General features: G+C 44.0%; 14 protein-coding genes. 5 read left to right on the forward strand and 9 right to left on the reverse strand.

Annotation, left to right across the window (positions count from 1 at the left end):
• Window positions 1-74: 74 nt before the first annotated feature.
• Together RAH45_RS05720 and RAH45_RS05725 are read right to left on the reverse strand one after the other, a co-directional pair.
• Entirely contained in the window at window positions 75-1631 is a 1557-nt protein-coding gene (locus RAH45_RS05720) for a M16 family metallopeptidase (RefSeq protein WP_305935312.1), read from the reverse strand.
• A 111-nt stretch (window positions 1632-1742) separates the two neighbouring features.
• Window positions 1743-1895, reverse strand: a complete 153-nt coding sequence (locus RAH45_RS05725) for a hypothetical protein (RefSeq protein ID WP_306495789.1) — start codon at window positions 1893-1895, stop codon at window positions 1743-1745.
• 655 nt (window positions 1896-2550) lie between these two features.
• On the opposite strand from RAH45_RS05725, the gene ftsY reads away from it, so the two are divergent.
• On the forward strand, window positions 2551-3636 hold the full coding sequence (gene ftsY / locus RAH45_RS05730) for a signal recognition particle-docking protein FtsY (protein ID WP_144296408.1): 1086 nt from the start codon (window positions 2551-2553) through the stop codon (window positions 3634-3636).
• A 65-nt stretch (window positions 3637-3701) separates the two neighbouring features.
• Window positions 3702-4274 carry a methylated-DNA--[protein]-cysteine S-methyltransferase gene (locus RAH45_RS05735; protein ID WP_102077567.1) on the forward strand — a complete coding sequence of 191 codons (573 nt, stop codon included), beginning with the start codon at window positions 3702-3704 and terminating at the stop codon, window positions 4272-4274.
• Window positions 4275-4454: 180 nt separating this feature from the next.
• Here RAH45_RS05735 and RAH45_RS05740 read toward each other — a convergent pair whose 3' ends face one another.
• The 3 genes from RAH45_RS05740 to RAH45_RS05750 form a co-directional block, all read right to left on the reverse strand.
• Window positions 4455-6392 carry a ferrous iron transporter B gene (locus tag RAH45_RS05740; RefSeq protein WP_306495791.1) on the reverse strand — a complete coding sequence of 646 codons (1938 nt, stop codon included), beginning with the start codon at window positions 6390-6392 and terminating at the stop codon, window positions 4455-4457.
• A 108-nt stretch (window positions 6393-6500) separates the two neighbouring features.
• Window positions 6501-6842, reverse strand: a complete 342-nt coding sequence (locus RAH45_RS05745; protein ID WP_198327831.1) for a FeoA family protein — start codon at window positions 6840-6842, stop codon at window positions 6501-6503.
• Between the two features lie 243 nt (window positions 6843-7085).
• A complete protein-coding gene (locus RAH45_RS05750; RefSeq protein WP_102077564.1) occupies window positions 7086-7835 on the reverse strand; it encodes a YebC/PmpR family DNA-binding transcriptional regulator in 750 nt (249 codons plus the stop codon).
• A 356-nt stretch (window positions 7836-8191) separates the two neighbouring features.
• On the opposite strand from RAH45_RS05750, the gene RAH45_RS05755 reads away from it, so the two are divergent.
• Window positions 8192-9022, forward strand: coding sequence for an ion transporter (locus RAH45_RS05755; protein WP_068405178.1), 831 nt, complete (start codon window positions 8192-8194; stop codon window positions 9020-9022).
• Here the strand turns inward: RAH45_RS05755 and RAH45_RS05760 are convergent.
• Window positions 9019-10320, reverse strand: coding sequence for an ABC1 kinase family protein (locus RAH45_RS05760; protein ID WP_198327830.1), 1302 nt, complete (start codon window positions 10318-10320; stop codon window positions 9019-9021). The genes RAH45_RS05755 and RAH45_RS05760 overlap by 4 nt on opposite strands.
• Window positions 10321-10487: 167 nt before the next feature.
• Window positions 10488-11021: a type II 3-dehydroquinate dehydratase gene (gene aroQ / locus RAH45_RS05765; protein ID WP_102077562.1), complete on the reverse strand. Its 534-nt coding sequence runs from the start codon at window positions 11019-11021 to the stop codon at window positions 10488-10490.
• A gap of 510 nt (window positions 11022-11531) precedes the next feature.
• Between aroQ and RAH45_RS05770 the strand changes: the two genes are divergently transcribed.
• Both RAH45_RS05770 and RAH45_RS05775 read left to right on the forward strand, forming a co-directional pair.
• The gene (locus tag RAH45_RS05770) at window positions 11532-11747 is read left to right on the forward strand and encodes a cold-shock protein (protein WP_068405185.1); all 216 of its coding nucleotides are present in this window, start codon (window positions 11532-11534) and stop codon (window positions 11745-11747) included.
• Window positions 11748-11935: 188 nt separating this feature from the next.
• Window positions 11936-13123, forward strand: a complete 1188-nt coding sequence (locus RAH45_RS05775; protein WP_306495795.1) for a DEAD/DEAH box helicase — start codon at window positions 11936-11938, stop codon at window positions 13121-13123.
• Between the two features lie 108 nt (window positions 13124-13231).
• On the opposite strand, the gene RAH45_RS05780 is transcribed toward RAH45_RS05775, so the two are convergent.
• Both RAH45_RS05780 and ccoS read right to left on the reverse strand, forming a co-directional pair.
• On the reverse strand, window positions 13232-14206 hold the full coding sequence (locus RAH45_RS05780) for a sulfite exporter TauE/SafE family protein (RefSeq protein WP_201542734.1): 975 nt from the start codon (window positions 14204-14206) through the stop codon (window positions 13232-13234).
• A 169-nt stretch (window positions 14207-14375) separates the two neighbouring features.
• Entirely contained in the window at window positions 14376-14615 is a 240-nt protein-coding gene (ccoS, locus tag RAH45_RS05785) for a cbb3-type cytochrome oxidase assembly protein CcoS (RefSeq protein WP_198327827.1), read from the reverse strand.
• Window positions 14616-14667 lie beyond the last annotated feature (52 nt).

Genomic DNA, 14667 nt, shown 5'->3' on the forward strand with positions numbered 1-14667 from the left:
GTCATGTCTTTCTTCTTATTCATAAGGTCATCAGTATTGGGTTTTTGCCAAGGTAATTGGATAGCACATTGATGTTATTTAGCTTTGCTTGCCGTTTCTTTGGTAGCAGCATTTTTATTACTAAAGGCATCTTTGCTTATCTTATTTTGGCTAACGTTATCTTTAGCAGCAGCTTCTTTAGGCGGGATGATATGCATGACCGTTAAATTTTCTTTGACCAAATACTTTTTACTTGCCGCTTGGATATCTGCAATGGTTACGCTATCAAGCTTGGTTGGCAATTTGGCCAGTAACCTGTCATCAAGACCGATAGATTGCAGCGAGCCAATCATACGCGCCTGACCTTCCATGCTATCCTGTGCGTATATCAAGCCGGTGACAGTATTGGTTTTGGCGCGCTCGATTTCATCGGCAGCAATTGGGTCGGTTGATAGCTTATTAATCTCATTGATAATGGCTTGTTGTGCCTGCGCTAAACTGACGCCTTCGCGCGGGGTTGCTTGTATCAAAAACAGCCCATCGCCGCGATCGAGCAAATCGTAAGACGTACCAACTGTGGTCAGCAGTCCTTGCTCGCGTACCAGCCTGCTCTCTAGCCGCGCGGATAGACCACCATCTAATACATCTTGCGCAAGTGACAGCGCATACGCTTGCTTCTCGTTATTAGCGCCCGCTGTTACCAGACTGGGCACGTTATAACCCATCAGCAAAACAGGCACTTGTACCGCTTGCTCGGATTCTACTTGCTGATAACCGCGAAAACCCTTTTGTGTGACCATAGGACGCTTAGGTAACGCGCTTGGTTTTAGCTCCCCAAAATAGCGTTTGACCTGCGCTAATACGTCGGTTGGCTCGACATCGCCGACGATAACCAACGTGGCATTATTGGGTGCGTACCATGTTTTGTACCAGTCTTTTAAATCATTAAGGGTGATTGATTCCAGCTCATTCATAGGGCCAATGACCGATTCGCCTTTCGGACTGTTTGGCATTGCCAGCAAGCGAAATGACTCATAAGCTTTGGCAATCGGATTGTCATCCGTACGCTGACGACGCTCTTCCATTACTACCTGATGCTCTTTGGCAAATGCTTTGTCATCAAATATTAAGTTTTTCATGCGATCCGCTTCTAGCTCTAACGCTAACGGTAAGCGATTGGCAGGGAATAGCTCGTAATAACCGGTAAAATCGTAACTGGTAAAGGCATTATTGACGCCGCCAAATTTGGCAATCAAACGCTCATAATCGTCGCTTGACACATCAGTGGTGCCTTTGAACATCATATGCTCAAGCACATGTGAGATGCCGCCTTTATCGAGAGGCTCATCTGCTGAGCCGACGCGATACCAAATTTGAGTCATGACCACAGGCGCGCGGTGGTCTTCTTTGACCACTATCTTTAAGCCATTTTCGAGCTGGTATTCATGGCGACCAGACATATCCATGGTCAGTGCTGAAGACTGTTCGGTATTTTCTAGCGTTTGATTTTTATTCACTACCTGTGTTGTTGCGGCATTTTTAGTCGTAGCAACTTCATTTGTCGAAGAAATCGCGCTGGTTTGGCAAGCCGCAAGGGTAGTTGCCATGGCTAAAGCGCAGGCAAGGCGTAGAGAGTGAGCAGGTGATGACATGATAGGTTCTACTTATATAAAAGGTAGCTGATAAGTGATTTAGTTAGAGAGTGAGAATGGCGTATATTTATGCTTAGATGAATATGCCTATTTATGATAAACATAACGCCATTATAAAGACTTGTGCGCCCCAACCATGACGCTGGCAGTCGGTTTAAATTCTTGTGTAGTGCTACAGCCAGTTGAAGACAACGCGATAATAGTAAAAAGCAAGGCGGCGCCCATTTGGGTCATTTTTTTATAATCGTTCGATAGTGATAACATAGGTCATTTCCAATATAAGTGGCCAAAAAAAGCAAATGAAATAGGGTGGTATAATCATGCTAAGGGTAGGCGAAGTTTGCCCTATCAAAGGTCAGATTTTTGTGTCCAAACCTTAAGCGAAACTTGCTTAGATAGTTATAAGATTCATAAACCTATCATTAGGAAGATTATTCTTAATTAGTAAGCGTTTTTATTATGAATTTATGGGTTTTTATAATTTAACCATGCTCTGCGATGCTAAAGGCTAAGCGCCGCTTGAATTATGCTAAACTAGGCTAAAAATAATCGTCCGTTAATCATCAAAGGCGGGCGGCACGTCATTTTAAAAACTACTGATAATGATAACTTTTAGGGCAAGCTTATGAATAATCCCAATAATAGCAATCGTGTGGTCATCAACCTCGACGGCGGTCTTGATGATTTGGATGACGATGATATTACCTTACCCAGTCTGCCAGCGCAATCGGTGCCTATCATCGAGGAGTCTGAAGATACTTCACTTACTGATACAGCGGCAGACCTACCACTAGCGACGCCGATTATTGAGACAGAAAAACAAAGCCCTGCTGCAAATACTATAGAGGGTACTATAGAAACAACGGCAAAAAGTGCTACAAATACTGCTGCGTCGCAGTCTACAACTTCAATTCCTACGATGCCTCTGCAAGATCATCTGGGCGATAGTGCGAGCGTCACCTCTAAAAATAATGATAGCAGCGCTATTGATAAAGCAAAAACTGAGTTACAGCAGCCGACAACAGCGCCAGAAGAATCGCAACAGTCAGAACAGACTGAGGAAAATAAGAAAAAAGGCAGCTGGTTTAATCGCATGAAGACGGGGCTGAGTAAGTCACGTAAAAATCTTGCCGAAGGGATGGTTAGTATCCTTATTGGGGGCAAAGAGATTGACGATGAGCTCTTAGAAGAAGTGGAAGACCAGCTGTTGGTCGCCGATATCGGGGTCAATGCCACCAATCGTATTATTAAAAGTCTCACTGAGCAAACCGCTCGTGGCGATTTGATTTATGCGCACTCATTATATAAAGCACTGCAAACTGAGCTGGTCGATATCTTAACGCCAAAAGTTGCGCCATTAGTCATCGATACCAGTAAAAAGCCCTTTGTTATCTTGGTAGTGGGCGTGAATGGTGTTGGTAAAACGACGACTATTGGTAAACTTGCTAAGCGTCTACAAGGTGAAGGAAAGTCCGTCATGTTAGCGGCTGGCGATACCTTCCGTGCCGCGGCGACTGAACAGCTACAAATTTGGGGTGAGCGCAATCACATTCCTGTCGTTGCTCAAGGCCATGGTTCTGATAGCGCCTCTGTTATCTTTGATGCTATGCAATCTGCCAAAGCAAAAAATATCGACGTGTTAATCGCTGATACGGCAGGGCGCTTGCAAAATAAAACCCACTTGATGGCCGAGCTTGAAAAAGTCGTGCGCGTCATGCGTAAAGCTGATCCAAGCGCGCCGCATGAAGGCATGATTGTCCTCGACGCTGGCACGGGTCAAAACGCCATCAATCAGGTCGAGTTATTTAATGAAGTCGTACCATTAACCGGTATTACCATTACCAAACTAGACGGTACGGCAAAAGGTGGCGTGGTGTTCAATATCGCTGAAACCACGGATGTGCCGATTCGTTATATTGGGGTCGGTGAGTCGATTGATGATTTGCGCGCCTTTAGTCCGAAACAGTTCGTCGCGGCCTTATTTGAGACCGATGATAAAGAATAGCACTTGCTGATTTTTTTCAAAGAATAAATAAGTGTCAAAAATATGAGTGTTTAGAGGGAAGAATCATGATAGTCACCATCGCAGCGGTTGAGTCGCACCAGTTGGCATTGATTGCTAGTAGGCATGGGCATAGCAGCCCTAAGCTGGTTGAAGTCAATTGGCTGCAGGTGGGCGATTCTTGGCACAGCTCAAAATCTATTCCCAAGCTTAAAAAGCATTATGGGCTTGTCGATAAGGATTTTACCTTTATCGCTCAAAATAATTTAAGCAAAAGCGAGCCTGCTGAGGCGCTACTTTTAGAAGCGCTTGAGCAATTAGCAGCCTATTTTAAAGGTGAGCGTCAAGCATTTGACTTGCCATTAGACATAAGCTTAGGAACTGATTTTCAGCAATGCGTCTGGCAACAGCTGCAACAGATACCGCATGGTGAAACGATTAGTTATGCCACACTAGCGCAGCGAGTCGGTAATCCTAAAGGCTTTCGCGCGGTAGCCAATGCCAATGGCAAAAACCCCTTTAGCATCATCATTCCTTGTCACCGCGTTATTGCGAGCGATGGTAAATTGGGCGGTTATACCGGCGGCTTAGATAAAAAAACATACTTGCTGACGCTCGAAGGGGTTGAGGTTAAACGCTAAGATTTTTTTTACTACGCCAAAAATTCTGACTATAAGTTTTTTGGCTATTTAGAACATTTGCCGCAGCCATTGCAATCCTTCGACTTTTTAAAGATTACCTTAGTCCATACGTAATAAAAAGATAAAACAACGATTATAAATACCAATAAATATTCGACCCATGTACTCACCATTACCTCTCTAAAATCCAAAAAAACTTCCTGTCACCCGATAGGTGAGCCACGCCATCGCATAAGCCAATATAAATAAATAGCTGGCGATGGCGATGGTTTGTTTTAAAGACTTGGTTTCGCGGCGAATAACGGCTAGCGTAGCTAAGCACATCGGCGCGTAAACATAAAATGCCAAAAATGAAAACGCAGTAGCCAATCCCCACTGCGTATGAATGATCGGGATGAGCGTTTGATTGACGGCCTCATCGCCGACGCTACCGACCGCATATACCGTGCCAAGCGCGGCAATGACGACCTCGCGAGCGGCAAGCCCTGGGATTAAAGCAATACACATCTGCCAGGTAAAACCAATGGGCGCAAAAATCGGCTCAATCATATGCCCAAGCATGCCCGCAAAACTATAATCAATCGCTGGGTTTGTCGCGCCAATCGGGGCGGCAGGAAAAGTCACCAATACCCATAATATTACCGTCAGCGCAAAAATGACTGTACCGGCTCGCATTAAAAAAGCACTTATCTTGTCCCAAAGCTCACTGGCAATATGTTTGATATTTGGCAGACGATAAGTAGGAAGCTCCATCAATAAGGGAAATGCTGCCGCTTTTGCCGTCGTGCTATGAAAGCGTTTGAACAGCCACGATACAAACGCCGCTGAAAAAATACCGGCGATATACAATACAAATAAGGTCATACCTTGTAAGTTGAAAACACCTAGGACGGTTTGATTGGGAATCACCGCTGCAATAATCAGCGCATAAATCGGCAAACGCGCCGAACACGTCAGCATGGGCAATACCGCAATCGCCACAAAACGTTCTTTATGATTGGGAATAGTACGGGTCGACATAACCGCTGGCACCGTACAAGCGAAACCTGACAACAAAGGGATAAATGAGCGTCCAGATAAGCCTACTTTAGACAATAAGTTGTCCAGTAAAAAAGCGGCGCGCGGTAAATAACCTGAGTCCTCTAGTATTAATAAGAATAAAAATAGCAGGGTGATTTGTGGTAAGAACACCACGACGCTACCCACGCCAGCAACGACGCCATTGACGAGCAGGCTTTGTAATATCCCATCTGGTAGCCAGTCGACTAACAGCGCTCCAAGACTTGCTACCAGCCATTCAATGCCTTGCATCAGCGGCTCTGCCCACGCGTAGACAGCTTGAAAGATAACAAAAAGAATCGTTAATAGAATAATGACCCCAATGACGGGATGCAATGCCAAATAATCTATGCGCTCATGCCACTTTGGCAAACGTTGTGCGCTTATCACCGCTCGGCTCAAAATATCATCAGCACTCTTATACATCGCTTGCGTATCAGGGTTAATGTTATTAAAGCCATTATCAATATGATTACCACTGCTATCAGCTTTGAAAAAACGCACGGGCTGAGCTTTATGCTTTATATGCTCAATAAACTCATCTGCCAAAACCAGCAACTGCTCACAGCCTTGACGCTTGATTGCCACCGTCTTGACGACAGCAACGCCCAGCTCCTTTGATAGTATGGCTTGGTCAACTATCAGTCCTCGGCTTTCTGCTACATCGCTCAGATTGAGCGCGACTATGATTGGCAAATTTAAGCTTTTGAGTTCCAGCAGCATCCGTAATGACATCCGCAGGTTGGTCGCATCAGCCACAAAAATTATCCCATCTGGTATCGGCTCGCCCGCCATCTGGCCAAAGAGCACTTGACGCGTAACTTCTTCATCAAGGCTGGTGGTCTTTAGGCTATAAGTACCCGGCAAATCTATAATATTGACCGTAGCATGCCCAAGCAGTGTGGCACTGCGTTTATCGACAGTGACGCCAGAATAATTGGCCACCTTTGCTTTAGAGCCTGTCAGCACATTAAAAGTAGCGGTTTTACCACAATTAGGGGCGCCAACTAAAGCAAGATTGATAGGGCGGGTTTTGGCTTGTGTTTGCGTACTTGGCATTTAGTCAGACATCGCTTATTTATTAAGTTATCAGTCATTAAGGTGCTACAACCTACAACAGCCTTAATACAGTAAGTCAGGAGCAAGTTAGTAAATTAGACCGAATACTTACCTTGAATCTATAGCGATACAACTGATTTTTATGAGCTCATCGGCGCGTAAGCTAAACTGCGCACCGGTACTCAGTTGCACCGCATAAGGCGGCTTGCCAAACAGACCTTTGGCAACGATTTGAATAGTGGTATTAGGCAGAAAACCTAAATCTTTGAGTCGTTGACTGATAATGTTATCCATTTCACCAAAGCGCTCATTGGCGATGATATCATCAATAATAGCAGGCTGATGCTTAGCCAAATCGAGTAACGAGCACAGATGGGTAGCTTTAGAGTTAAGCGTATGAATATTGACGGCAGTGGCGGCTGGATAAGAGGGCAGAAGGGAGGTGCGCATAAAGAATCCTTATCCATTCTTATATGTTAATGATAATTATTACTGTTAAAATCGAATTATATGCCTCACTTATTGACGATACAATACCTATAAAGGATGATGCAAATAACAAAAAAAACCAGAGAGTATGACACTGTCTGGTTTTTATTTTTTGCTACGGATAATATGGTTTTTGACGTATGCTAGTTAAATTTGCCAAGGTTTTTTGCTAGTAAATCTTAGACTAAGCTCAGACACATTAGGCTACTGTTCAAGCTGCGCCATGACTGCATCGGTAAAGCTCACATTACTATAGACTTCTTGCACATCGTCAATATCTTCTAGCATATCGATCATTTTCATCACTTTTAGCGCGTCGTCGATATTATCAATCTCAGCGCTGGTGGCAGGTGCCATAGTGACTTCGGCATTATCAGAGACAAGCCCTGCTGCATTGAGCGCATCTTTTACTCGACCGAAATTTTCCCATTCAGTAATAACCAGCAAGCTTTCACCATCGTTTTCGATATCCAGCGCGCCAGCGTCCAAAGCCGCGAGCATGACTTCTTCTTCTAAGCTGACATCGTTAAAAACGATTTCACCGCGTTTGGTAAACAAATAAGCGACCGAGCCTGAGGTGCCAAGGTTGCCTTCATTTTTGGTAAAGGCATGGCGCACTTCACTGACCGTACGGTTCAGATTGTCAGTCATGGTTTCTACCAGTACCGCGACGCCGCCGACGCCATAGCCTTCGTAGCTGACTTCATCCATATTGTCATTATCATCGCCGCCTGTACCACGAGCAACCGCGCGGTTGATGGTATCTCGAGTCATATTGACTGATAAAGCCTTTTCGATAACCGCCCGCAAGCGTGGGTTTTTATCAGGGTCGGGGTCACCTTGCTTGGCAGCAGAAACAATTTCACGAATAATCTTGGTAAATATTTTACCTTTTACCGCATCCTGACGGGCTTTACGGTGTTTGATATTTGCCCATTTTGAATGGCCTGCCATATGACGTCCTTACGTTTTACGGGTTGTTTATAGTGCGTATAAAAAGTTAGTAGGCTATGCCTTGTTAACAACTTTTCATACTTGATAAGGTATTGTTATTATATGATTGTGCGGTTAATACAGTGTAATAGACCTATCGGCAAGTTAACGATATGTATGTCGTTTGGCGCGCTTTTTTGCTACACTGCTATCTTCTTTGTCTTGAGCGACTATTGCCTAAGGCGATGAAAACCGCTAGTAAAATATTGGCAGTATTATAAACCACTTTAGCGCATTTTGACCAACCTTAGCTTGCCCATATCAGCTTAAAGCGTTCGGTTTTTTATAACCATTGATTTTGTGACTATACCGACTTTATGAAGCAACCAACCGCCGAAGCCATTACCCATTTGCGTAACCGCATTCATATCATTATCGAAGGCACGGATACCCGTTTGGGTAAGCTGTTTGATATTGTATTATTGATTGCGATTTTGGCCAGTGTTGCCGTGGTAATGCTCGATAGTGTGCTATATATGCGTTTGCAATATGGTACGCTATTTCGTTATGCAGAATGGTTTTTTACCATTTTATTTACCATTGAGTATATTTTAAGGTGGTTTTCGGCGCCCAATCGCTTTCGTTATGCGTTTAGTTTCTTTGGCATCGTAGATTTATTGTCGGTATTACCCAGCTATTTAAGCCTTGTATTTGGCGGCGTCCAGTATCTGCTCGTCATTCGCATCCTGCGTATCTTACGGGTATTTCGGGTACTCAAGCTCAATACCTACATGCAGCAAGCGGGCTTTCTTGCCTCAGCACTTAAAACCAGCCAACAGAAAATCACGGTATTTTTCTTATCACTCGTTTTGCTAGTGACTATTTTTGGTTCGGTTGTTTACGTGGTAGAAGGGCCAGAAAATGGTTTTACCAGTATTCCTATCTCTATTTATTGGGCAGTGGTGACGGTTACGACCACGGGCTATGGTGATATGTCACCAAAAACGCCAATCGGGCAAGCGATTGCATCGATGGTGATGATCACCGGTTATGCGATTATTGCCGTGCCGACAGGTATTTTTACCGCCGAGCTGGCACGTAACATGCGCCCGCAGCTAAACCCGATTGCCTGTCCAAACTGCGGCAAATTCGGTCACGCCGTAGGAGCGGATTTCTGCGATCGCTGCGGTCATGCGCTGCATGTTTAGTAGTCTATATATTCTGCAACCAGCGGCGATAAATCGATAACCACGCCTAGATTGACCAAATTCCAATACTGACCTGAAATGGTACGGTCAAGCATCATCGTCGTTGCTGATGGCTGAAACTGACCAAAATACTTTAACGAGGTGCGCATTTGGGCAATGGCTTCATGATGGGTTTGGCTGCTGCCAAAATCAAAAGGGCCTTGCTGATAAGGTTCTATGGATAAGGGTTTAAGTCCAATCTCTAACCACTCTTTATAAAATTCACCCGGCACAACTTTATCATCATCGCGGCGGATATCAAGGGCAATCAAGTCTTGCTCAAGCGCGGTCACATCACCTTTTAAGGCATGCTTAGCAAAGCGGCGAAATAATTGTACTTCGCTGTCACTATAACTGCGGATACCACCAAAATCATAAGCCACAACGCTACCATCGGTGCGAAAAGCAAAGTTGCCAGGGTGGGGGTCGCAGTGCATACGGTATAAACCAAATAGCTGTCCAGCGCTAAAATGAAACAGGCGCTTAGCGATTTTTTGCTTAATGTCGTTATCCCATGTCGCAGCAACAGCAAGCGGCTCACCCATCTCTTCAGTCAAGGTCAAAATGCGCTTGGATGAATGGCTACTGATCACTTTGGGGATAATTAGCCCTTCATCATCGGCATGAAAGGCGCCAAATACCTGTAGATTGTGCGCCTCTTTAACGTAGTCGAGCTCGTCATGCAAACTTTGGCGAATCTCATTAAACAGCTGCTCTTGTAACTGCTTACTCATATTGAGTACGCCAGCTATTTTTAGCGCCATGCGTACTTGTTTTAGATCGCTATCGCAGTTTTCATCGACATCAGGATACTGCACCTTTACCACCACCCTTTGTCCAGACGGCAAAACCGCTCTGTGCACTTGTCCGATTGACGCCGCGGCAAATGGCGCTTCTTCAAATTGGGTAAATAACTCAGCAATAGGCGCTTTTAATTCACGCTCAACTTGCGCGCGTATTTGTCCATAAGGCATCGGCGGCGCGTCTTTTTGGAGTTTTTCTAAAGCGGTCGCCACTTCAGGTGGAAACACGTCTTTATATTGGGAGGCGATTTGTCCCACTTTCATCACCGCGCCTTTCATTTCACCAAGCGTTTCAGCGATTTGCACACCGACGTCTTGCATCAGCGCTGAGCGCGCTTCTAGACGTTTTTCTTCGTCACTTGAGAGGTGCTTTAATGAGTTTTTAGCAGCTTTACCGGCGATACTTGCGGTCATGCCAGCGAGTTTCATAAAGCGTTTTCCGGACGATTTTGCCATTCATATCACCATATCGTGGGTTGTTTTTCATGCGCTAATATTATTACTTTCATCATATCATTGCTGTTTGACTAATGTGCCAAAAGCAACTTGATCGCAACTTCAATGCTAATAGTCTTGTGCTTATTTGACGTTTTCTTGATATAAATAAAGTCATAATCTCTACGTTAACCGTCTAATTTTAAAGCATAAGTATGGGTTAGCCAATAATCCAATGCCATCTGATAACCCAAATGCCCGAGTCCGCAAATCACGCCGACGGCTATATCGCTTAAATACGAATGCTGCCGAAACGGCTCACGAGCATGAACATTGGATAAATGCACCTCTATAAAGGGTTTTTGTGTTGCCAATAGCGCGTCGCGTATCGCCACTGAGGTATGGGTAAAAGCAGCAGGATTGATAATAATCGCATCTACTTGTGCAGCGGTTTCTGCTAAAAGACCATAATATTGAATCTCATCGACCAGCTTGCCCTCATGGTTTGATTGGATACAAATCAGCTCGATGTCGTATTTGGCGGCACGCTCGATCAAATTTTTCTCAATATCAGCAAGGGTCGTATGGCCATAGATTTTCGGCTCACGTTTACCGAGCAAGTTAAGATTAACGCCATTGATCAGCAATAATTTATGCGTCAACGTCTTATCATTTTGTTGTAGATTGCTATTTGCTTTTATTGGCTGAGAAGTGGTTGTCATAGTTATAGTTGGCTCTACAATTATTAAGGTAAGTGGGTTGCTATTATTAAAAATAAGCGGCGCCGTACTTTTATGACGGTGCTTTTTTGGAATTTTGAGAAAGAAAATACATTAAATATACGATGTTTTAGTCCTTTATCATAACAGTTTGTCAGCATGGTTATAAAAATAACCGCAAAAACTGCTATAAGGGCTAAAAATCATGTGAAAAGTCTTTATGTTGCCAAAAACCCATGCTATGATATTTTTTACGCAACAAATATTACTTGTTTGTTGCTAGCGCTGATATAAGCAATTAATATAATGCTTAGAGTATTTTGATAGCTGCTTATGTTGGTGAGGACGAATTTACTATACGCTGATTCATAAAGAGAGTAATAACAGGCTTTATGAGGCGATGATGGTATGTAGAGTAGTACTCTTACATTTTGATTTCATAATCTTCAACCCCGTTTATATGCAATGTCGCAAAGGAATTTGGGGTTAAGTGACTTTTTAGGAAGTAATATTATGTCAGCTCGTGAGCAAGGTATCGTTAAGTGGTTTAATGACTCAAAAGGCTTTGGTTTCATTCAACGCGATAGCGGCGAAGATATTTTTGTCCATTTCCGCGCGATCCAAGGTGATGGTTATCGCTCTTTAAAAGATGGCGAAAAAGTTGAGTTCAGTGTGGTTGAAGGCGAAAAAGGCCTGCAAGCTGAAGAAGTCAGAAAAGTAGAAGAGTAATCGCTACCGACATTAATGCCGTTTGGCTATAATGTCGTTACAAACTACTGATATACTACTAAGTCAAGCCCGTCTGTCTTGCCTATGTTGAATAAAACGCAGCATATTTGGTAAGTTTAGATGTTAGGCTTGGCTTTTTTATGCATGCTTGTTTTATTGTTTGTCTGCTTAGCGCGGATATGCTATTAATGGCAAGCAAATTATACAAAAGGATATTTTTTTTGAGTACTTTTAAGACGTTTACCGATTTGCCGTTATCAAATGCCACTTTGCGAGCTGTAAATGATTTAGGCTTCACTGAATTGACGCCCATTCAAGCACAGATATTACCGCATACATTGGCAAATCAAGACGCTATCGGACAGGCGCAAACCGGTACTGGCAAGACGGCAACGTTTTTATTGACTATTATGGAAGCACTGCTTAAGCGTCCCTTTGCTGCCGATGAAAAACGCTATTTGGGCGAGCCAAGAGCCGTGGTTATGGCGCCAACGCGTGAGCTTGCCCAGCAGATATTTGATGACTGTATTGCTCTGACCAAATATACCTCGCTTCACAGCGTTTGTATCATGGGTGGTACCAATTATGAAACTCAGCAGCATGAGCTTGAGCGCCAATATGTCGATATCTTAATTGCCACTCCAGGGCGTTTGATTGACTTGATGCACAAGGGCATGGTTTATCTCGATCGCGTTGAAGTGTTGGTATTAGATGAAGCAGATCGTATGCTCGATATGGGTTTTATCCCAGATATCAAACGCTTGGTTGGTCGTATGCCGCCCAATACCGATCGTCAAAGTTTGCTGTTTTCTGCCACCTTTAACCAAGATGTGATGAATCTTGCCTATCGCTGGTTACATGAGCCAGAATTTGTAGAGATTGAGCCTGAGCATAAAACCAGTGAATTGGTCGATCAGCATTTTTACTTATTAACCGAAGATCAAAAGCTCGCTGCGGTCGAGCGTTTCATCACTGATGAGACAGTAGAGAAGGTGATAATTTTTGCCAACCGTAAAGACCAAGTGAAGCGTTTGTATCATAAGCTGCGTCAGGCGCATAAAATCGTCATGTTATCAGGCGATGTGATTCAGCAAAAGCGTGAAAAATATCTGCAACGCTTTAAAGATGGTCATGCTTCTGTGCTGGTCGCAACTGATGTGGCAGGACGCGGCATCCATGTGGATGATGTCAGCCATGTGATTAATTATACTTTGCCAGATCAGCCAGATGATTACGTACACCGTATTGGTCGTACGGGACGCGCCGGACAAACCGGTATCAGTATCAGCTTTGTCAGCGAAGACGATGCTTTTAATATCCCAGCGCTAGAGAAGCATTTAGATACCAAGTTTCGCCTTGAGCAATGGCAGGAATGATTTTATTAAAGCAACTTTTATTTTGATAAATATTGCTGCATAAAAAAGCCCTTAACGTCATCATGATGTTAAGGGCTTTTTTATAGGGTCATGATATTTTTTATGCTGCTATTGAGCAGTTTCTGGCATAGCTTCGTGATGATGGCTATTCATTTGCTGCTCATCTGTCATATTATGCATATTGTGATTCATAGCGTTATCTGCATCATGTGGCATATCATGCATACTATGATCCATCGAGCCATTCATAGCGGGCGTCATCTCGTGCTGCACATTGTTCATATTATGATGGGCGGTGGTTGCTGTTGTCGCTTCAGAGGAAGTATTGCTATCGGCCATCATAGCGGCGTGGCTGCCATGATTCATTTGAGCATGCTCACCATGTCCATTACCGCCGCCGTGGCCACCATGCATGCTAGCCATTAGCATAGGAACAAAAGCAACCGCTAAACCAGATAACACCATGATAGCGCCGTTAATTTGTCTTAAACGCATACGGCCAATTTTTTCACGTAGCCAACCAACTGTCTCGTGGGTAGCCACCAACATCGGTACAGTTCCCAAACCAAAGACAAACATCAATGCCGCACCGCCCAGTGGGTTATGAGCAACGACAGCGATAAGTAGCGCACCATAAACCAAGCCGCAAGGTAAAAATCCCCATAATAACCCTGCCGCTAAAGCACGCGGGAAGGTATTAAGTGGAAATACTTTTTGGCGAAGCGGACTAAGGAATTGCCAAAAACGCATGCCGACGCGCTCAAGTTTGGCTAAAAATGGCGCACCAAGCATGGTGACGCCCACAAAGACCAAGACCAAACCCAATAGGATACGAGGCATACTGTTGCCCGTCATCAACGGCTCTAAAACAGTGGTGCCAACAAGTCCAGCAACCAAGCCCAAAAATGCGTAACTGCTTAAGCGCCCGAAATGATAGGTCGCTATCAAAGCACGGCGCTTAGCAGGGCTGACATCTTTCATCGATAAACTAAATGCCGCGACCAAACCGCCACACATGCCTAAGCAATGCGGTGAACCTAAAAATCCCATTAGTAATGCCGCAACGAGTAAAGCTGTGGTCATGGGGGTTTCTCCTAAAAATGGTAAAGGGTGAGCCTGCTTTTATTCTTGCCCTAAAGAAATGATAAAAACAGTCAGGTATAAATGAGATATAAAAGGCTAAAGGATTGAGTTTTATTGATAGCTATTTTCATGATAAAGACGATATCAGCACGCAGTGCATCGTTAGCATTCAATCATCGGTTTTGTTAGAGTCTGCTGGATCATTGGTTTGCGGAGCTTGAGGCGTATGCTCGTTAGGCTCATGGGCTTGAATGGTTTGGCGACGCTCTTGGCGATCATCCAAGATGATACGCTGCGATGCATTATCTAAATCTTCAAATTGGTTTGATCGAACCGCATAGCGTATTGCCCAGATGGCGACCACAAACAGCATTAAACTTAAAGGAATTAATAAAAATATACTGAGCATGGCAAACCTCTTTCATAGCAGTTTCTTATATTATACACTTATTGCAAGTGTT

Source organism: Psychrobacter sp. van23A (genome assembly GCF_030845275.1).
Classification (GTDB): domain Bacteria; phylum Pseudomonadota; class Gammaproteobacteria; order Pseudomonadales; family Moraxellaceae; genus Psychrobacter; species Psychrobacter faecalis.